The sequence below is a fragment of the Polaromonas sp. CG_9.7 genome (assembly GCF_015752205.1).
In the GTDB taxonomy this organism is placed as follows: Bacteria; Pseudomonadota; Gammaproteobacteria; order Burkholderiales; family Burkholderiaceae_C; genus Polaromonas.
This window is the reverse complement of record NZ_JADOVG010000011.1, coordinates 61,248-81,163: the sequence shown is the minus strand read 5'-3', so window position 1 is coordinate 81,163 and position 19,916 is coordinate 61,248. Positions and strand designations below refer to the sequence as shown.

At 59.1% G+C, this 19,916-nt stretch carries 19 protein-coding genes; 2 read left to right on the top strand and 17 right to left on the bottom strand.

Annotated features, from left to right (window positions below; all coding sequences use genetic code 11):
* Nucleotides 1-40 precede the first annotated feature (40 nt).
* Together IWX87_RS12605 and folD are read left to right on the top strand one after the other, a co-directional pair.
* On the top strand, nt 41-667 hold the full coding sequence (locus IWX87_RS12605; protein ID WP_196863869.1) for a response regulator transcription factor: 627 nt from the start codon (nt 41-43) through the stop codon (nt 665-667).
* Between the two features lie 84 nt (nt 668-751).
* Nucleotides 752-1,597 (top strand): bifunctional methylenetetrahydrofolate dehydrogenase/methenyltetrahydrofolate cyclohydrolase FolD, encoded by an 846-nt coding sequence (gene folD / locus IWX87_RS12600; protein WP_196863868.1) that lies wholly within the window; start codon nt 752-754, stop codon nt 1,595-1,597.
* Between the two features lie 53 nt (nt 1,598-1,650).
* On the opposite strand, the gene IWX87_RS12595 is transcribed toward folD, so the two are convergent.
* The 17 genes from IWX87_RS12595 to frr form a co-directional block, all read right to left on the bottom strand.
* Nucleotides 1,651-2,091, bottom strand: a complete 441-nt coding sequence (locus tag IWX87_RS12595) for a DUF4149 domain-containing protein (RefSeq protein ID WP_196863867.1) — start codon at nt 2,089-2,091, stop codon at nt 1,651-1,653.
* Nucleotides 2,091-2,567 carry a transcription elongation factor GreA gene (greA, locus tag IWX87_RS12590; RefSeq protein WP_196863866.1) on the bottom strand — a complete coding sequence of 159 codons (477 nt, stop codon included), beginning with the start codon at nt 2,565-2,567 and terminating at the stop codon, nt 2,091-2,093. Before greA ends, IWX87_RS12595 begins: the two co-directional genes overlap by 1 nt.
* Before the next feature lie 119 nt (nt 2,568-2,686).
* A complete protein-coding gene (carB, locus tag IWX87_RS12585; RefSeq protein WP_196863865.1) occupies nt 2,687-5,929 on the bottom strand; it encodes a carbamoyl-phosphate synthase large subunit in 3,243 nt (1,080 codons plus the stop codon).
* Nucleotides 5,922-7,103, bottom strand: a complete 1,182-nt coding sequence (carA, locus tag IWX87_RS12580) for a glutamine-hydrolyzing carbamoyl-phosphate synthase small subunit (protein WP_196863864.1) — start codon at nt 7,101-7,103, stop codon at nt 5,922-5,924. Before carA ends, carB begins: the two co-directional genes overlap by 8 nt.
* A 257-nt stretch (nt 7,104-7,360) precedes the next feature.
* A complete protein-coding gene (locus tag IWX87_RS12575) occupies nt 7,361-8,146 on the bottom strand; it encodes an RNA methyltransferase (RefSeq protein ID WP_196863863.1) in 786 nt (261 codons plus the stop codon).
* Nucleotides 8,143-8,760, bottom strand: coding sequence for a ribonuclease HII (rnhB, locus tag IWX87_RS12570; RefSeq protein ID WP_196863862.1), 618 nt, complete (start codon nt 8,758-8,760; stop codon nt 8,143-8,145). Before rnhB ends, IWX87_RS12575 begins: the two co-directional genes overlap by 4 nt.
* A complete protein-coding gene (gene lpxB, locus IWX87_RS12565; RefSeq protein ID WP_196863930.1) occupies nt 8,732-9,871 on the bottom strand; it encodes a lipid-A-disaccharide synthase in 1,140 nt (379 codons plus the stop codon). The genes rnhB and lpxB overlap by 29 nt, the downstream gene beginning before the upstream one ends.
* Before the next feature lie 94 nt (nt 9,872-9,965).
* On the bottom strand, nt 9,966-10,778 hold the full coding sequence (gene lpxA, locus IWX87_RS12560) for an acyl-ACP--UDP-N-acetylglucosamine O-acyltransferase (protein ID WP_196863861.1): 813 nt from the start codon (nt 10,776-10,778) through the stop codon (nt 9,966-9,968).
* 10 nt (nt 10,779-10,788) lie between these two features.
* Nucleotides 10,789-11,229: a 3-hydroxyacyl-ACP dehydratase FabZ gene (gene fabZ / locus IWX87_RS12555; protein ID WP_036810831.1), complete on the bottom strand. Its 441-nt coding sequence runs from the start codon at nt 11,227-11,229 to the stop codon at nt 10,789-10,791.
* Nucleotides 11,226-12,296 carry a UDP-3-O-(3-hydroxymyristoyl)glucosamine N-acyltransferase gene (gene lpxD / locus IWX87_RS12550; protein ID WP_196863860.1) on the bottom strand — a complete coding sequence of 357 codons (1,071 nt, stop codon included), beginning with the start codon at nt 12,294-12,296 and terminating at the stop codon, nt 11,226-11,228. The genes fabZ and lpxD overlap by 4 nt, the downstream gene beginning before the upstream one ends.
* A 46-nt stretch (nt 12,297-12,342) precedes the next feature.
* Nucleotides 12,343-12,849 (bottom strand): OmpH family outer membrane protein, encoded by a 507-nt coding sequence (locus IWX87_RS12545; RefSeq protein ID WP_196863859.1) that lies wholly within the window; start codon nt 12,847-12,849, stop codon nt 12,343-12,345.
* Complete coding sequence (gene bamA / locus IWX87_RS12540; RefSeq protein ID WP_196863858.1) at nt 12,849-15,149, bottom strand: outer membrane protein assembly factor BamA; 2,301 nt, start codon at nt 15,147-15,149, stop codon at nt 12,849-12,851. Before bamA ends, IWX87_RS12545 begins: the two co-directional genes overlap by 1 nt.
* A 13-nt stretch (nt 15,150-15,162) precedes the next feature.
* Nucleotides 15,163-16,539 (bottom strand): RIP metalloprotease RseP, encoded by a 1,377-nt coding sequence (rseP, locus tag IWX87_RS12535; RefSeq protein ID WP_196863857.1) that lies wholly within the window; start codon nt 16,537-16,539, stop codon nt 15,163-15,165.
* Between the two features lies 1 nt (nt 16,540).
* Nucleotides 16,541-17,728: a 1-deoxy-D-xylulose-5-phosphate reductoisomerase gene (ispC, locus tag IWX87_RS12530; protein ID WP_196863856.1), complete on the bottom strand. Its 1,188-nt coding sequence runs from the start codon at nt 17,726-17,728 to the stop codon at nt 16,541-16,543.
* Nucleotides 17,729-17,754: 26 nt separating this feature from the next.
* The gene (locus tag IWX87_RS12525; RefSeq protein WP_196863855.1) at nt 17,755-18,585 is read right to left on the bottom strand and encodes a phosphatidate cytidylyltransferase; all 831 of its coding nucleotides are present in this window, start codon (nt 18,583-18,585) and stop codon (nt 17,755-17,757) included.
* Nucleotides 18,585-19,325 (bottom strand): polyprenyl diphosphate synthase, encoded by a 741-nt coding sequence (gene uppS / locus IWX87_RS12520; RefSeq protein WP_196863854.1) that lies wholly within the window; start codon nt 19,323-19,325, stop codon nt 18,585-18,587. The genes IWX87_RS12525 and uppS overlap by 1 nt, the downstream gene beginning before the upstream one ends.
* Before the next feature lie 28 nt (nt 19,326-19,353).
* Complete coding sequence (gene frr, locus IWX87_RS12515) at nt 19,354-19,914, bottom strand: ribosome recycling factor (protein ID WP_196863853.1); 561 nt, start codon at nt 19,912-19,914, stop codon at nt 19,354-19,356.
* Nucleotides 19,915-19,916 lie beyond the last annotated feature (2 nt).

Genomic DNA, 19,916 nt, shown 5'->3' with positions numbered 1-19,916 from the left:
ACGCCACCATTTCCATTCAAGTTTACGAAGAAAGCAAGGCATGAGTTTGATACCCAAAAAAGGCACTGTCTATGTCGTCGATGACGACGAAGGCGTTCGTGACTCGCTGCAATGGCTGCTTGAAGGCAAGGACTACCGGGTGCGCTGTTTTGATTCAGCCGAAACGTTTTTGAGCCGCTACGATGCGCGTGAGGTGGCTTGTCTGATCGTCGACATCCGCATGGGCGGCATGACCGGTCTGGAGTTGCAGGACCGCCTGCTGGAACGCAAGTCGCCGCTGCCGATCGTCTTCATTACCGGCCACGGCGACGTGCCAATGGCCGTGGACACCATGAAAAAAGGTGCGATGGATTTCATCCAGAAACCCTTCCAGGAAGCCGCGCTGGTCGACCTGGTCGAGCGCATGCTGGCGCAGGCCAAGGATGCCTTCAACGACCACCAGCAGTCGGCCAGCCGCGACGCGTTGCTGGCCAAGCTGACGTCACGCGAAGCGCAGGTTCTGGACCGCATCGTTGCCGGCCGCCTGAACAAGCAAATTGCCGACGACCTGGGCATCAGCATCAAGACGGTCGAGGCGCACCGCGCCAACATCATGGAAAAGCTCAATGCCAACACCGTGGCGGACCTGTTGAAAATCGCCTTGGGCTCCACTGCCCCCAAGGTCTGACTCGCATCAAATACTCCGTTTTTAATAGCAGCCTACGCCCGTGGCACTTGCGCTGACGGGCGTTTTTACTTGAAACTTAAGAACATGACCGCCCAACTCATCGATGGCATTGCACTTTCGCATCAACTGCGAGGCGAAGTTGCCGTTCGTGCAGCCGCCCTGCGTGCCCGGGGCATCACGCCGGGACTGGCTGTGGTACTGGTCGGCGACAGCCCGGCCAGCCAGGTGTATGTACGCAACAAGGTGAAGGCCTGCGAAGACAACGGTCTGCATTCAGTGCTGGAGCGCTACCCGGCCGCCATGAGCGAAGCCGAACTGCTGGCGCGCGTCGACGCATTGAACAACGACCCGGCGATTCACGGCATCTTGGTGCAATTGCCGCTGCCGGCGCACATCGACGCGCAAAAGGTCATCGAGGCGATTTCACCGGCAAAAGACGTGGACGGCTTTCATGTCGGCAGCGCCGGCGCGCTGATGGTCGGCCAGCCCGGTTTCTGGCCCTGCACGCCGTATGGCTGCATGAAGATGCTGGAAAGCATCGGCTACGATCTTCGCGGCAAGCATGCCGTGGTGATTGGCCGCAGCAACATCGTCGGCAAGCCAATGGCGCTGATGCTGCTGCAGAAAAACGCCACCGTCACGATTTGCCACAGCGCCACCGCCAATTTGAAAGCCATGACACTGCAAGCCGACGTGATTGTGGCGGCAGTCGGCAAGCGCAACGTGCTGACCGCCGACATGGTGAAGCCCGGCGCGGTGGTGATCGACGTGGGCATGAACCGAAACGATGAAGGCAAACTTTGCGGCGACGTGGATTTTGACGGCGTCAAGGAAGTGGCCAGCTACATCACACCCGTGCCCGGCGGGGTGGGCCCGATGACCATCACCATGCTGCTGGTCAACACCCTGGAAGCTGCTGAACGCGGCTAGATCAGGCAGCGAGCCATTGCTCATTCAGCGTGCCGTGATACGGCGCTGCGTGGTTACCGCTCCGGGCGGGCGCTCAGGCGCCAGAGCGCGAACCCGGCGCACAGCCACTGGCCCACCAGCATCGCGCTGCCCAACCCATGCCAGAGCCGCAGGTTGCCGCCGTCAACGCGGGCGCTGACAATGCGCGGTGCCACGGCAAATTCAACCAGCAAGGCCAGCAACATGCCAGCTACTATGAATTTCATAGCTGCTTGCGCAGGTGCTGCTTGCGCGTACAGGTCTTTTTGATTAAACACCAGCAACATCAGCAAGGCGCAACCCGTGCTGAGCCAGGTTTGCGCGCCAAACAGTTTGGCCGCCATGGCGCCTGCAGCCGCCGGACTTCCCAGGTGCATGAACAGCATCGGCACGACGACAAAACCCAGTGCCGTCAAGCTGCCCCACCACAGGGCCGCCGCCAGCAGCCCGATTCGCTGACGCGCTGGCGGCTGCATCAAAGGTAGCTGACCGACACGATCTCGTAGCGGCGGATGCCGCCAGGTGCCTGCACTTCTGCGCTGTCGCCCTCGTCCTTGCCAATCAGCGCGCGGGCAATCGGCGAGCCGATGTTGACCAGCCCCAGCTTGATGTCAGCCTCGTCTTCACCCACGATCTGGTAGGTCACGCTGTCGCCAGTGGCTTCGTCTTCCAGTTTCACGGTCGAGCCAAACACGACGCGTGTGCCCGGCTCGAAAGTGGTGGGATCAATGATCTGGGCCGCTGACAACTTGCCTTCGACTTCCTGGATGCGGCCTTCGATGAAACCCTGGCGGTCCTTGGCGACTTCGTATTCGGCGTTTTCGCTCAGGTCGCCTTGGGCACGCGCTTCTGAAATCGCATTGATGACCCACGGGCGCTGAACCGTCTTGAGGTTGTGCAATTCGGCTTTCAGCTTTTCCGCGCCGCGCTTGGTGATGGGTAAGGTGGTCATGTTTGGGTCCTGCAAAATGCGAAACCGCCACCAGTCACCTGGCGGCGGTATGTTTGATCGTCTTGACGTTTTAGTTTAATGCATGTTCGGCAAGGTCAACCGGGAGTTTCACCTGATCGTCAAGCTGCCTGCGCTGCCAGTTGGGCGTGCAGTTCCTGGATCGAATAAATGCTCAGGTTGTCCAGGTACTTCATGCCTTCAACCGCCGCTTCAGCGCCTGCAATGGTGGTGAAGGTCGTCACACGGGCCAGCAGGGCCGAAGTGCGGATCTGCCGTGAATCGGCAATCGCGTTACGGCGTTCTTCCACGGTGTTGATGACCAGCGCAATCTCGTTGCTCTTGATCATGTCCACAACGTGCGGCCGCCCTTCCGTCACCTTGTTGACCACGCCGCAGGCAATGCCGGCCACATTGATGGCCGCGGCTGTTCCCTTGGTGGCCACCAGCTCGAACTTGAGCTCAACCAGTGCACGCGCCACGTCCACCGCGCGCGCCTTGTCGTTGTTCTTGACAGTCAGGAAAACCTTGCCGGACGTGGGCAGCTTCGTGCCGGCGCCGATCTGCGACTTCACGAACGCTTCGCCAAAGGTCTTGCCAACCCCCATGACCTCGCCAGTGGACTTCATCTCGGGGCCGAGAATCGTGTCCACGCCGGGGAACTTGACGAAGGGAAACACGGCTTCCTTGACGCTGAAGTACGGCGGGGTGACTTCGCGCGTCACGCCCTGCGATGCCAGCGACTGGCCGACCATGCAGCGCGCCGCCACTTTGGCCAACTGGATGCCGGTGGCCTTGCTGACGAAAGGCACGGTGCGTGATGCCCGCGGATTGACTTCCAGTACGTAGATGACATCCAGGCCGTCGATGTGTTGAATGGCGAATTGCACATTCATCAACCCGACCACGTTCAGCGCTTCGGCCATGGCGGCGGTCTGGCGCTTGATTTCGGTGACGGTTTCCAGGCTCAGCGAATACGGCGGCAGCGAACACGCCGAGTCCCCACTGTGAACGCCGGCCTGCTCGATGTGCTCCATCACGCCGCCGATGAAGGTCTTGCCTTCCGAATCGCGGATGCAGTCGACATCGCATTCGATGGCGTCGTTCAGGAAGCGGTCCAGCAGCACCGGGGAGTCATGGCTGACCTTGACCGCTTCACGCATGTAGCGCTCCAGGTCGCGCTGCTCGTGGACGATTTCCATGGCGCGACCACCCAGCACATAGCTGGGGCGCACCACCAGCGGGTAACCGAGTGCGGCGGCTTTTTCCAACGCTTCCGGCTCGGTGCGGGCCGTGGCGTTGGGCGGCTGGCGCAAGTCGAGTGCGTGCAGCAGCTTCTGGAAGCGCTCGCGGTCTTCGGCGGCGTCGATCATGTCGGGCGAGGTGCCGATGATGGGCACGCCGTTGGCTTCCAAGTCCAGCGCCAGCTTCAAGGGCGTCTGCCCGCCGTATTGGACGATCACGCCAAACGGCTTTTCCTTGTCGACAATTTCCAGCACGTCTTCCAGCGTGAGCGGCTCAAAGTACAGGCGGTCGCTGGTGTCGTAGTCGGTCGAAACGGTTTCAGGATTGCAGTTGACCATGATGGTCTCGTAGCCGTCCTCGCGCATCGCCATGGCAGCGTGCACGCAGCAATAGTCGAACTCGATGCCCTGGCCGATGCGGTTCGGACCGCCGCCCAGCACCATGATTTTTTTCTTGTCCGTGGGCGCGGCTTCGCATTCGCTGCCCTCAGCCTCGTAGGTCGAATACAAATAGGCGGTGTTGGTTTCAAACTCGGCCGCGCAGGTATCGACCCGCTTGTAGACCGGACGCACACCCAGCGCAATACGCTTTTCGCGGATCGCGGTGTCGGTGGTCTTGAGCTGGCGCGCCAAGCGGCGGTCAGAGAATCCTTTTTGCTTCAGCGCGCGCAGGGTGACGGCATCGATCTTGTCCAGCGTCGTGGTTTCCAGCTCCAGCTCAATCTTGACGATCTGCTCGATCTGCACTAGGAACCAGCGGTCGATTTTTGTCAGTGCAAAAACTTCATCGACGCTCAAACCCATGGCGAACGCGTCGCCCACGTACCAGATGCGGTCGGGCCCAGGCGCGCCGAGTTCCTTTTCCAGCACTTCACGGTCCTGGGTTTTCTCGTTCATGCCGTCCACGCCGACTTCCAGCCCGCGCAGGGCTTTCTGGAACGATTCCTGGAAGGTGCGGCCCATGGCCATGACTTCACCAACCGACTTCATCTGCGTCGTCAGGCGCGAATCGGCGGTCGGGAATTTTTCAAACGCAAAACGTGGAATCTTGGTGACCACGTAGTCGATGCTCGGCTCGAAGCTGGCCGGCGTTGCGCCGCCGGTGATCTCGTTGCGCAGCTCGTCGAGCGTGTAGCCGACGGCCAGCTTGGCGGCAACCTTGGCTATCGGGAAACCCGTGGCCTTGGACGCCAGCGCCGACGAACGCGACACCCGCGGATTCATCTCGATCACCACCATGCGGCCGTCATCGGGATTGATGGAGAACTGCACGTTGGAGCCGCCGGTATCGACGCCTATTTCGCGCAGCACGGCCAGCGAAGCATTGCGCAGGATCTGGTATTCCTTGTCCGACAGCGTCTGGGCCGGCGCGACGGTGATCGAGTCGCCGGTGTGCACGCCCATCGGGTCGAGATTTTCAATCGAGCAGACGATGATGCAGTTGTCAGCGGTGTCGCGCACCACTTCCATCTCGTACTCTTTCCAGCCGAGCAGCGATTCCTCAATTAGCAGCTCGCTGGTCGGTGACGCTTCAATGCCGCGCTTGCAGATTTCCTCAAACTCTTCCGGGTTGTAGGCAATGCCGCCACCCGTGCCGCCCAGCGTGAAGCTGGGGCGGATCACGGTGGGGAAACCCAGCGTTTTCTGCACGGTCCAGGCTTCTTCCAGGGTGTGCGCAATGCCCGAGCGCGCCGAACCGAGACCAATCTTGGTCATCGCGTCCTTGAACTTCAGGCGGTCTTCAGCCTTGTCGATGGCTTCAGGCTTGGCGCCGATCAGCTCGACATCGTATTTTTCCAGCACGCCGTTGCGCCACAGATCGAGCGCGCAGTTAAGCGCCGTCTGTCCGCCCATGGTCGGCAAGATCGCGTCGGGCCGTTCCTTGGCGATGATCTTTTCCACCGTCTGCCAGGTGATCGGCTCGATGTAGGTGACGTCCGCTGTCGCCGGGTCGGTCATGATCGTGGCCGGGTTGCTGTTGATCAGGATGACCTTGTAGCCCTCTTCGCGCAGCGCCTTGCAGGCCTGCACGCCGGAATAGTCAAACTCGCAGGCCTGGCCGATGATGATCGGGCCAGCACCAATGATGAGAACTGATTTGATGTCTGTGCGCTTAGGCATTCTTCTTCTCCTGGCTTTGCGCCATCAGCGCTGTGAAGCGGTCGAACAGGTAGGAAATGTCGTGGGGTCCGGGTGACGCTTCCGGGTGGCCCTGGAAGCAGAACGCCGGCTTGTCGGTGCGGGCCAGACCCTGCAGCGTGCCGTCAAACAGGCTGATGTGCGTCGGTCGCAGGTTGGCGGGCAGTGTGGTTTCATCGACCGCAAACCCGTGGTTCTGGCTGGTGATGCTGACGCGGCCGGTGTCCAGGTCTTTCACCGGATGGTTCGCGCCGTGGTGGCCGAACTTCATCTTGAAAGTCTTCGCACCGCCGGCCAGCGCCATGATCTGGTGGCCCAAGCAGATGCCGAAGGTCGGAATGCCGGTTTCGATCAATTCCCCAATCGCCGCAATGGCGTAATCGCAAGCCTGCGGATCGCCCGGGCCGTTGGCCAGGAAAATTCCGTCCGGATTGAGCTTGAGCACATCGGCCGCCGATGTCTGCGCCGGCACCACCGTGATGCGCGCGCCGCGTTCGGCGACCATGCGCAGGATGTTTTTCTTCACGCCGAAGTCATAGGCAACGACATGAAAGCGCGGTGTGATCTGCACGCCGTAGCCCGAGCCGAGTTTCCATTCGGTCTGTGTCCATTCGTAGGTGTGCTTGACCGACACGACCTTGGCGAGATCAAGGCCAGCCATGCTGGGCGCCGCCTTGGCGGTGGCAATCGCCTTGTCAATGGCCGCTTGGCTGACAGCTTCTCCGGACGCTAGCGCCAGGATGCAGCCATTTTGCGCGCCGTGGATGCGCAGGTGGCGCGTCAGCTGGCGGGTGTCAATCCCTGCAATTGCCACGATGTTTTCGCGAACCAGGTATTCGGCCAGCGTCATGGACGCGCGAAAGTTCGACGTGATCAGCGGCAAGTCCTTGATGATCAGGCCGGCGGCGTGGACTTTGCTGCCTTCGACGTCTTCGGCATTAATGCCGTAGTTGCCGATATGCGGATAAGTAAGGGTGACGATCTGCTGGCAATAGCTCGGGTCCGTGAGGATTTCCTGGTAGCCGGTCATGGCGGTGTTGAACACCACCTCACCGATCGTGGCACCTGGAGCGCCAATCGAATTGCCAATAAAGACCGTGCCGTCTGCGAGCGCCAAAATGGCGGGCGGGGTATTTCCCTGAAGAGACAAAAGCACTGGGTTCTCCGGTTGTGTACGGTTCGCCCAAGCAAGCACAGGAAGCGTCTTTTTCAGACGCTTGCAGGCGGCTTTTGTGAAGGGGGATGGCTTTGTATGCGCTTGGGCGAAGCTGTGTTTTGAAAAGCCACTGATTATATAACGCCCCCACGGTCGCCCACTTTGTGTGGCTCCCTGCCCCCCGAGGGGGCCGCTTCGCCTGCGGCCTGGCGAAGCCAGTTCCGCGGCCCCTGCTTGAAGTTTCGCCGCTTTGCTGCTCAGGTTTCGGAAAGCGAACTTGCGTAAAGGCAAATGGCTGCTGCTGCGGCGACGTTGAGTGACTCCTCGCCGCCCGGCTGGTCGATTCGCACCTTCAGGCTGGCTCTGGCCATCAGGTCATCGCTGACGCCCTGCCCTTCATGGCCCATGGCCCAGGCGCACGGCATTGGCAATTTCTGCTGGTGTACGAAGCTGCCGTGGTGCGAGCTGGTCACCACAATCGGCACCGTGAGTCCCGACAATGCCTCGGGGTCAACGCCTTCGATCAGACGCAGGGCGAAATGCGCGCCCATGCCGGCGCGCAGCACTTTGGGCGACCACAGCGCGGCTGTTCCCTTGAGCGCGATGATCTGGCTGAAACCAAAAGCCGCCGCGCTGCGCAGGATGGAGCCGACATTCCCGGCATCCTGCACACGGTCCAGAATGACCGACGCAGCGCCGGGCTGGACTTCGGGCACGGCTGGCAGTTCGAGCACGAAGCCCATGCGCGCTGGCGATTCGAGTCCGCTGATATCGGGCAGCAGTGCATCGGCTATCACTATGTTTTTCATAGCTACTGATGCCCACTCGGCGTGCGCCAGAGGCCAAAAAGACTCTGAAAAAACTGCGATGACTGGTTTCAGGCCGCGCGCCAGTGCGGCTCGGCACAGGTGGTCGCCTTCCAGCCAGACGCGGCCCTGCTTGCGGTAAGCGGTGTTGTCATGCGACAGCCGGTGCAGGTCCTTGACCAGAATATTGTCGCGTGACGAAACATGCGTGACCGGAACAGAAAAACCGCTGCTCATCGCAACACCCCAGCCACAGGCGCAAACGAACGCCGATGCTGCGGACACGCACCGTGCTGGCGCAAGGCAGCCAGGTGCTTGGCCGTTCCATAACCCTTGTGGCCGGCAAAACCGTATTGCGGGTAAAGCAGGTGATAGTCGCCGCACCAACGGTCGCGGTAGACCTTGGCCAGAATCGACGCTGCCGAAATGGCCGGAACCAGCGCATCGCCCTTGACAATCGCCTCGGCCAGGATCAGCAGCCGGGGCAACTGGTTGCCATCGACAAGCACCTTTGACGGTTTGAGCCGAAGGTTTTCTACCGCCCGCTTCATGGCCAGCAAAGTCGCCTGCAGAATGTTCAGGCTGTCAATTTCTTCCACGCTCGCCATGGCAATCGAGCAGCACAGCGCCTTGGCCTGGATTTCGTCGTACAGCTTCTCGCGTCGCAACGCCGTGAGTTTTTTTGAATCGGCCAGGCCCGCGATGGGATTGAAAGGATCCAGAATGACAGCTGCCGCCACCACCGGTCCGGCCAGCGGCCCGCGTCCGGCTTCGTCGACACCGGCCATCAAGCCGGGCGTGTCCCACGAAAAGACAGTCTGTTCAGGTTTCAAGGATTTTCTGGATTGCATCGGTGGTCAATTGGGAAGTGTCTCGCTGCAGTTCTGCATGCAGCTGGGTAAATCGCTGTTCAACGGCTCTGATTTTTTCAGGGGCCGATGATTTTGCATCAATCCATTCATGCAGCGCTTGCGCCAGCGCCTCGGGCGTTGCCTGATCCTGCAGCAGTTCAGGCACGACAAAATCGCGGCACAAAATATTCGGCAGGCCGACCCAAGGCTGCAGTTGCTTGCGCTGCATGATCTGCCACGACAGCCAGTTCATGTTGTAGGCAATCACCATAGGGCGCTTGAACAGTGCCGCTTCCAATGTCGCGGTACCACTGGCGATCAGGGTGACGTCACAGGCCGCCAGTACCCTGTGCGACTGACCAGCAACGATCTGCACATCGGCGCGGACGCCAGCCTGATCAGCCAGTTGCTCGATCAGAGCTTTCAGCGCCGGAATCGCCGGCACTATGAATTGAATCGCGGGGTATGCCCGCTTGACAAGCGCTGCAGCCTGAAACAATCTTAAAGCCAGGTACTCGATTTCCGATTTCCGGCTGCCAGGCAAAATGGCGACGACCGTGGCCTTGTCGGGTAAGCCCAGCGCGTGGCGGGCCGCCTGTCGGTCCGGCTGCATTGGAATCACGGCCGCCAGCGGATGGCCGACATAGGTCGCGGCAATTCCGTGAGCAGCCAGCAGGGCCGGTTCAAATGGAAAGATGCACAGCACATGGTCAACACTGCGTCTGATTTTTTCCACCCGGTCGGCCCGCCACGCCCAAATCGAGGGACAGATAAACTGCACCGTCTTGATGCCCCCAGCCTTCAACGCCGCCTCCAGCCCGAGGTTGAAATCAGGCGCGTCAATGCCGATGAAGACATCGGGACGATTGCCGGGGTCCGTTAACAGGCGTTTTTTCAGTTGCTCGCGGATACCGGAAATTTCGCGGTAGTGACGCAGCACCTCGACATAACCGCGAACAGCCAGTTTTTCGCTCGGCCACCAGGCCTGAAATCCCCGACGGACCATTTGTGCGCCGCCGATGCCGCCAGACGTCAAGGCAGGCCAGCGTGATGTGAGGCCGTCAAGCAGCAAGCCTGCCAGCAGGTCACCCGAGGTTTCACCAGCGACCATGGCGATGTCAGGGGCCGAGGGGGCACTGGAGCGGACAGAAAAGCCCTGCTCACTTCGCAGTGGCAGGGGCAGTGGCGCGGCCGACATTGCGGCTTTAGCGAACGATACCGCGCTGCGGCGAGGATTGCTCTAGAAACGAAAGCATCATCTGCACGTCTGGCATGGACTCCGGATATTTTTGAGTCAATTCAGCAATATTCAGCTTGGCCTGTTCCAGTGTCAACCCGCCGCGGTACAGCGCCTTGTGCATGGCCTTGACAGCCGAAATACGGTCAGCTGAAAAACCCCGGCGGCGCAAGCCTTCAAAGTTCATCGAGCGCGCTTTGGCGGGCTGGCCCTGGCACATTACAAAGGGTGGCAAATCAGCGAGTACCACTGAAGAAACAGCAGTAAAACTGTGGGCGCCCAGCCGCACGAACTGGTGTACGCCGGTAAAGCCGCCGAGGATCACCCAGTCGTCAACGTGAACATGACCGCCCAGCGTGGTGTTGTTGGCAAAAATCGTCTGGTTGCCGACCACGCAGTCATGCGCCACATGCACGTAAGCCATGATCCAGTTGTCGTTGCCCATGCGGGTCACGCCCAGGTCGCCGGGCGAACCGATGTTGAAGGTGCAGAACTCGCGAATCGTATTGCGGTCGCCAATGACCAGCTCGCACGGCTCGCCAGCGTATTTCTTGTCCTGCGGCACACCGCCCAGCGCATTGAACTGGAAAATGCGGTTGTCAATGCCAATGCGGGTGTGGCCCTCGATCACACAATGTGCGCCGACCGTCGTGCCAGCGCCTATGCTGACATGGGGGCCGATCACCGTGTAGGGCCCGACAGTCACCGAACTGTCGAGCTGGGCGCGGGGGTCAACCAGGGCCGTCGCATGGATGCCCGAAGGCTCGGCTGCCAGCGTCATGACCGCGCCCTCAGGCCACTGTGCGCATAGTGCACATCAGTTCGGCCTCACAGGCAATGTTTCCGTCAACTCGCGTCACGCCCTTGAACTTGAAAATTCCAGCCTTCATGCGCAGCAGGCTCACGTCCATGATCATCTGGTCTCCAGCGGTCACCGGACGCTTGAAACGCGCGCCGTCGATGCCGGCAAAGTAATACACCGTCTTGTCGTCGGGCGTGACGCCCAGCGTGGAAAACGACAGAAGCGCCGCCGCCTGCGCCATCGCTTCGATCATCAGCACCCCGGGCATGACCGGATGCTTTGGAAAATGGCCCATGAAAAAAGGCTCATTGATCGTGACGTTTTTCAACGCCTTGATGCTTTTGCCGGTTTCAATTTCAAGCACCCGATCGACCAGCAAGATGGGATAACGGTGCGGCAATAACTTGAGAATCTGGTGAATGTCCATCATGATTTTTCTTCTTTGAATCTAGCCTGCAGTTGCAGCAGGGTTTTTTCTGTTTGTTTGAGCCGCTCACGCAGCGCATGAAGCTGCTTGAGCGTGGCGGCATTCTTTTCCCAGGCGGCATTGTCGTCGATGGGAAACAGGCCGGTGTAATGGCCAGGCTTTAACAGCGACCGGGTCACGGTCGTGGCTGCCGAGACATGTACACCGTCCGCCAGCCTCAAATGACCCAGCACGATCGCACCGCCGCCGACGGTGCAATGCGCCCCAATCGTCGCGCTGCCGGCGACACCTGCGCAGCCAGCCATCGCGGAATGCCGGCCTACCCGGACGTTGTGGCCGATTTGTACCAAGTTGTCGAGCTTGACACCGTCTTCAAGCACAGTGTCCTGCAGGGCGCCCCGGTCAATGCAGGTATTGGCGCCGATTTCCACGTCGTTGCCGATGCGCACTGCGCCCAGCTGCTCGATCTTGACCCACTGGCCGCCGTGCGGCGCAAAGCCGAAGCCGTCCGCGCCAATCACGGCGCCGGGATGGATGATGCAGCGCTCACCGATGCTGCAACCGTCAGCCACTGTCACGCGCGCTGAAAGCCTGCTGTGTGCACCAACAGAGGCATTCATGCCAATGACGCAATGCGCGCCAATCCGGGCACCTTCGCCAATCGCTGCACCAGCCTCAATGCAGGCGAATGCACCTATCGACACATTCGCGCCAATGCGGGCGGTCGGATCAATTAGCGCGCTGGAATGGATGGCGGGCGCGGTATCTGGCGCATGCAGCCTTTTCCAGAGCTGGGTGACCAGTGCAAAGTAATGGTAGGGATCGTTCACCACGATGCAGGAACCGCGCTTCAGTGCCGCATCGCGGACTGAGTGCGCGACGATCACGCAGCCTGCCCCGGATTGCGCAAACTGTCCGAGGTACTTCGGATTGCTGAGGAAGGTAAGTTCGTTCGGACCCGATGCGTCCAGGGTGGACAGCCCCTCAATCAGCACTTCCGGGTTTCCGATCAGTTCGGCCGGCACCTGGTCGCCCAGCAGCCGGGTGATGTCAGCAAGTTTGAGCGTCATGCAGGCCAGCCTTTTCCACGCTCATGCTTATGCACACCAACGGAAATTACTTGGAAGCGTTCAGCGCCTTGATCACCTTGTCGGTGATGTCATGCTTGGGGTTCACGTATACCGATTCTTGAAGAATCAAGTCGTATTTTTCAGTTTCTGCCAAGGTTTTGACGACCTTGTTGGCACGTTCGATCACCAGTTGCAGCTCTTCATTCTTGCGGGCGCTCAGATCTTCCTGAAATTCCCGGCGCTTCGTCTGAAAGGTCCGGTCCTGGTCAACCAGTTGCCGCTGGCGCACGGTTCGCTGGCTTTCCGCCAGTGTCGGCGCTTCACGCTCGAATTTGTCCGACTGGGTTTTTAACTGGGTTCCAAGATCGGTCAGTTCTTTTTCACGCTTGCTGAATTCCTGCTCCAGCTTGGTCTGGGCCGCCTTGGCCGAATTGGCTTCGCGGAAAATGCGGTCGAGGTTGACGACGCCCACCTTGAATTCCTGCGCGCTGGCGGAAAAACCGGCGACTGCAATCACCAGGCCGAGGAGAATTTTGCTGGAAAAATTTTTCATTAGAAAGAGGTACCAATTTGGAATTGCAAACGTTCGATTTTATCGCCGGCCTGTTTACGAAGGGGCACGGCGTAAGCAATGCGCAACGGGCCGACAGGGGAAATCCAGCTGATGCCAAGACCGGTAGACACCCTGAGGCCATCAGGGCCGCTGAGTTTATAGCTGTCCTTGAACACATTGCCGGCATCGACAAATCCGTACATGCGCAAGGTGCGGTCGTTTCCAGCCCCTGGAAACGGCGCGATCAATTCGGCATTGAGTGTCAGCTTTTTCGGTGCGCCGACGGAAAGGTCGGTACTGTCGCGAGGACCCAGCGATCCCTGCTGGAAACCGCGCACCGAGCCCAAGCCACCGGAATAGTAATTTTTGAACAGTGGGTAAGGTTGGCCGTTCAGTCCTTTGCCCCAGCCCAGTTCACCGTTCAGGGCTACTGTGAATTGCTTGTTCAGCGGAATGTACTGCTGGATCTGGTAATTGGCACGCACAAACCTGATGTCGCCAGCAATACCCCAGTCGCCATAAACCCGTTGAAAACGTCCCGAGGTGGGCACCAGGGCACTGTCGCGGCTGTCGCGTGACCATCCCACTGTCAAGGGAATCGAATTGCTCTTTTCACCGAATTTATTAATATAGTCCTGGTAGCTGACGGGCAGGTTGGTACCGGGAACGATGGTCAAAGACTCGTAGCCGGTGCCAAAGTAAACCGTGTCGGTTTCCGTGAACGGAACGCCAAAACGGATGCTTGCACCGCGGGTCTTCAACTTGTAGTCGCCGCCCTGCCCTGAAAGCGGCTGCGAGGTCCGGTCATAAACGTCAATAGAGCGCGAAATGCCGTCGGCCGTGAAATAGGGATCGATCGTGCTCAACACCAACTGGCGATTTGACTTGCTGGTGTTGACTTCAATGCCCAGGTAATTGCCTGTGCCAAAGACGTTTTCCTGTTTGATGCCGAACATCAGCGAGACACTGTCAGCGCTGGAATAGCCGGCGCCCAGCTGCAAATTACCGGTGGGCTTTTCAGCCACATTGACGGTGATGTCCACCTGATCGGGTGTACCCGTGACTTCCTGCGTTTCCACATTCACTTCGGTGAAAAAGCCCAGGCGGTCGACGCGGTCGCGCGAAAGGCGGATCTTGTCGCCGTCGTACCAGGACGACTCGAACTGGCGAAATTCGCGGCGCACTACTTCGTCGCGGGTTCGGTTGTTGCCCGACACATTGATGCGCCGCACATAGGCACGACGGGAAGGATCCGCCTGAAGCACAAAAGCCACGCGGTTGTTCGCGCGGTCGATCTGGGGAACCGCCTCGACCCTGGCAAAAGCAAAACCAAACACACCGAAATACTCGGTAAAGGCCTTGGTGGTTTCAGCCACCGAATCTGCGTTGTAAGGCTCGCCGGGCTTGATGACCACCAAGGACTTGAATTCTTCCTCCTTGCCCAGGAAGTTGCCTTCCAGCTTGACGCCCGACACAACAAAACGCTCGCCTTCTGTCACGTTCAGCGTGATCGCAATGCTCTGCTTGTCCGGAGAAATCGCCACCTGCGAAGTGTCTACCTTGAACTCCAGGTAGCCACGCGACAGGTAATAAGAACGCAAAGACTCAATGTCTGCATTCAGCTTGGGGCGGGAATAACGGTCTGATTTGGTGTACCAGCTCAACCAGCCGCCGGTGTTCAGATCGAACAGTCCGAGCAACGTCGAATCATTGAATGCCTTGTTGCCAGTGATGCGGATTTCGTTGATTTTTGCCACATCACCTTCAACCACGTTAAAGGTCAGGTTGACGCGATTGCGCTCGATCGGTGTGACGGTAGTGATGACCTCGACGCCATACAGGCTCTTGTTGATGTACTGGCGCTTGAGTTCTTGCTCAGCCTTGTCAGCCAGTGCTTTATCGAACGGCTGGCCGTCAGCGATACCGGCATCGCGAAGCGCCTTTTTCAAAACGTCCTTGTCAAACTCCTTGGTCCCGACAAAGTCCACGTCGGCGACGGTAGGACGCTCTTCGACAATCACAACCAGCACATCGCCATTGACTTCAAGCCGCACATCCTTGAAAAGGCCCAGACCAAACAATGCGCGAATGGCGCTGGAGCCCTTGTCGTCGTTGTAGGTTTCACCAGCCCTAAAAGGCAGCGAGGCAAAAATGGTGCCGGGCTCAACGCGCTGAAGACCTTCGACCCGGATGTCCCGAACGGTGAAAGGGTCAACGGCCCAGGCTGTATTGGCGAGTAACAGACTGGCTGCGATGGCGCAGACAGCACGAACTTGAAGACGATTGAATTTCTTTTGCATGAATTGAGAGGAGTTAGCCGACAAGCCGGGTGACATCGTTGAAAAGGGCAATGCTCATCATGCCCAGGAGAATTGCAACGCCACCGCGCTGCAGACGGTCCATCCAGGCGTCAGACACGCCCCGACCGGTGATCCATTCCCAAAGATAATACATCAGGTGACCACCGTCCAGAACCGGCAGCGGCAGCAGGTTCAACACGCCCAGACTGACACTGACCAGGGCCAGAAATATAAGATAAGACGTCCATCCCATGGTGGCAGACTTGCCGGCGTAATCGGCAATGGTGAGCGGACCACTCAGGTTCTTCAACGATGCTTCACCGATGACCATTTTTCCCATCATCTTCAGGGTTAGCGCAGACACTTCCCAAGTACGGACAGCGCCTTGCCACAGGCCATCGAGCGGGCCATAACGCACCGTGACAAATTCAGGCGGCGCGCCGACGTAAGCGCCGATGCGGGCCACCGCTACATTGTTCTCCTGGCGAATTTCAGGGGTGACCAGCAAGGCGAGTGGCTGCCCCGCCCGCAAAATCCGCCAGCTTTGAGGTACCACGGCGCCTTGGCTTGCCTCTGGCGACTGGGCATAGGAGCGAATGGTGTCACGCAACTGCTGGCCATCGACGATTGAGATATCGCCAATTCGCTGAACCACATCGCCCGCCTTAAGGCCTGATTTTTCAGCGGCGCTGGCCACCATGACTTCGCCAATCACAGGTGCGGTCCATGGCCCGGTGATGCCGATTTTTCGGAACAGTTGGGCATCGGCATTGGCGGCATCAAGTTTGCTGAGTGACAACATAACTGTTCGTGTCGATGCGCCTGCTTCGGCGCCGAGCAGCAGTTGCAAATCTTGCCCATCCAGCGCGCCCTGGGTCAGGCGCCAGCGGAGATCTTCAAACGAGCGAACCGTTTCCAGCTCCTCGCCGTCGAAAGCCGCCTTCTGAACAATCTCGCCGCCACTCAGCCCGGCTCGCGCCGCCAATGAGCCTGCTACCGGACTGGCCAGTATCGCCTTGGGTTCTTGCACACCACTCCAGTTCACCACCGCATACAGCAGCACGGCCAGTAGCAGGTTGGCCAGCGGCCCCGCTGCCACGACCGCGGCACGTGACTTGAGCGGCTGGGTATTGAACGCGAGATGGCGCTCGGCCGGATCGACAGGCGCTTCCCGTTCGTCAAGCATCTTCACATAGCCGCCCAGCGGCAGCATGCCGATAGAAAAATCAGTGTCCTTGCCCTTCAGCCGCCAGGTAAAAAGCGGCTTGCCAAAGCCGATGGAAAACTTCAATACCTTGATGCCGCAGGCCACGGCCACCCTGTAATGGCCGTACTCGTGCACGGCAATCAGAATTCCAAGGGTCACCAGAAATGAAATGAGCGTCAGCATGTCAGGCCTCCAAACGTTCAGCAATTTGACCCGCAACCTGGCGCGATTCGGCATCCAGCGCCAGCAGGCCTTCAATATCATGGATATCAGAGACGCAAACCGTCTCAAGCGTTGCATGATTCACGTGATGAATCTGGTCAAAGCGGATTCGCCTGTCTAAAAATGCCGCCACCGCTATTTCATTGGCAGCATTCAGGACGGCGGCGCTGCCGACGGGCGCCTTGAGGACTTCCCAGGCCAGCGGCAAACCCGGAAAACGCGCAACGTCGGGGACTTCAAACGTCATATTGGCCAAGTTTGTGAAATCCAGCGTCTTCGCGCCAGAACTGATGCGCTCTGGCCAAGCCAGGCCATAGGCAATCGGCACCCGCATGTCGGGCGTTCCCAATTGCGCCACAACCGAGCTGTCGTGGTATTGGACCATGGAGTGGATGATGCTCTGCGGATGGATCACGACTTCAATTTGCGCTGGCGCCATGCCAAACAGGTACTTGGCCTCTATGACTTCAAGCGCCTTGTTCATCATGGTGGCTGAATCGACCGAAATCTTGCGCCCCATCACCCAGTTAGGATGCGCGCAGGCCTGCTCGGGTGTCACATGGCGCAAGCTGGCAGGCGCATGGGTGCGAAATGGCCCGCCTGAAGCGGTCAGGATGATTTTTTCAACACGGCGCGGCCAACTCAATGCGTCATCGGGCAACGACTGGAAGATGGCCGAATGCTCGCTGTCAATCGGCAGCAGCCTGGCGCCGCCGGCTTCGACAGCGCGCATGAATACGTCGCCACCGACCACCAGCGCTTCCTTGTTCGCCAGCAGCAGGCGTTTTCCAGACCGGGCCGCCGCCATACACGACGGCAACCCGGCAGCGCCCACAATCGCCGCCATCACCGCATCGACCTGATCGTGCGACGCTATCATTTCAAGAGCATCTTGCGCATACAGGACATGCGCAGACAGCCCATTTGACTTGATTTTTTCAGCCAACATGCGGGCATGTGGCTCGCTGACCATCACGGCATACTGCGGCTTGAACTGCGCGCACTGAGCCAGCATAAGATCAACCTGGGTGGCGGCACTCAGCGCAAACACCTCGAAACGATCAGGATGCCGTGCAATCACCTCCAGCGTGCTGACGCCGATGGAGCCGGTCGAACCCAGTACGGTGATGCGCTGCTTTTTGAAGGTCATGGTTGAGAAAGTCCGGCCGCAAAGGGTTACAGGGTGACCAGCATCATGGCCAGAGGCAAGGTAGGCAGCAGCGCATCCACGCGGTCCAGCACGCCTCCATGGCCCGGCAGCAAACCACTCGAATCCTTGGCACCTGCGCTTCGCTTGATCAGAGACTCAACCAAATCGCCCACCACGCTCATGGCCGCCAGAAAAATTACCGCCAGCAGCATCAGGGCCATGCCATGGCGCTGGAGCAGTTGGCTGTAAAGTGAGTTTCCGCCCCAGAAAGACCAAACCAGTGAAAGCGCCACCACGCCGGCCATGCCGCCCCAGACGCCTTCCCAGCTTTTGCCGGGACTGATGGATGGCGCCAGCTTGCACTCGCTGAAGCGGCCGCCCAGGGCACGGCCCGCGAAATAGGCAAAGATGTCGGCCACCCAGACCAGCACCAGCACTGACAGTAAAAATTCTATGCCCATGACACGCGCTTGTGCAATCGCCAGCCACGCCAGCCACAGCGCGACCAGGCCGCCACAAAGACGCAAGGCCTTTGGAATTCTGGACCAGCCGGCAACGCCGGTACGCAAGAGCCACGCCCCCGCCAATACCCAGGCGGCACCGGAAGCTGCCCAAACCATGGGCAGTGGTCGGTTCAGCAAGCCGCCATACCATGACAGGCCGCAGGCCAGTACACATAACGCTGCCAGCCCCAAAGCGCCAACCTGCCCAAAGGCATTGAGACGCCCCCATTCCCAGGCACCTGCAGCAATCATCAGCAAGGCCAATGCGCAAAAAGGGACCGGTGATTTGTAGAAAAGCGCAGGAAGCAAAATTGCCAGCAGAAAGATGGCGGTCATGACACGCTGTTTAAGCATCAGGCAGCATTTTCGTTGGAAAGCTTGTGCGAAGTGCCAAGTTGGGCAGAGGTTTTGCCAAAGCGTCGCTCGCGTGCGCTGTAGGCAAAAATTGCTTCGTCAAGTGCAGCTTCGTCGAATTCAGGCCAGAGTCGGTTGGAAAAATACAGTTCTGAATACGCAGTCTGCCAGAGCATGAAGTTGCTGATGCGCAATTCCCCCCCAGTGCGGATCAATAGATCAGGATCCGGCACATGCGCAAGTGCCATTGCCCGGTCGAGCGATTGCTCGGTGATGGCGTCGCCCTGCCTGGCAAGTTTTTGCGCCGCCTGGGCAATATCCCAGCGTCCGCCATAGTTGAAACACACGTTGAAGATCAGGCGCTGGTTGCCCGCCGTTTTAAATTCAGCTTCCAGCAGCCCCGCCTGAACCTTGCCGGAAAGCCGCTGGCGATCTCCGATAAAGTGAAGCTGCACGCCGTTGGCGTTCAGACGTGGCACCTGCTTGGCCAGCGCAAGCACCAGCAAGTCCATCAGCCCGGAAACTTCATCTGATGGCCGGTTCCAGTTCTCGGAAGAAAATGCAAACACCGACAGGACGCGAACACCCTTCTCAAGACAGCTCTTCACGCAGTCACTGAGTGCGTCGACGCCCTGCTTGTGACCCGCGATGCGTGGCAAAAAGCGTTTCTTGGCCCATCGGCCATTGCCATCCATGACGATGGCAATATGGTTCGGAACGATCACGGTGGAAGTAGCCATGGGTTGGTTCGGACCAGGTAAGACAACATCAAACGGCCATCAGGTCTTGTTCCTTGCTGGCGACCATTTTGTCCACCTCGACAATGAAACGGTCAGTGGACTTCTGAACTTCATCCTGCGAACGGCGTTCGTCGTCTTCGGAAGCCAGCTTGTCCTTGACCAGTTTCTTCACGCTGTCATTGGCCTCACGGCGGAGATTGCGGATGGCCACCTTGGCATGCTCGCCCTCGGCGCGCACGACTTTGGTAAGTTCCTTGCGGCGCTCTTCGGTCATGGCTGGCATTGGAACGCGGATCAGATCACCTTGCGATGCAGGATTCAAGCCCAGATCGGAATCACGGATGGCTTTTTCGATCTTGGCGCCCATGCTTTTTTCCCATGGTGAGACGCTGATGGTCCGGGCATCGAGCAGCGCCACGTTGGCTACCTGGCTGATGGGCACCATTGATCCGTAATAGTCAACATGCACGGTGTCGAGCAGGCCGGGGTTGGCGCGGCCAGTGCGGATTTTGGTCAGGCTGTGCTGGAAGGATTCCAGGGACTGCTGCATTTTCTGCGTTGCTTGCTGCTTGATCTCAACAATGCTCATTA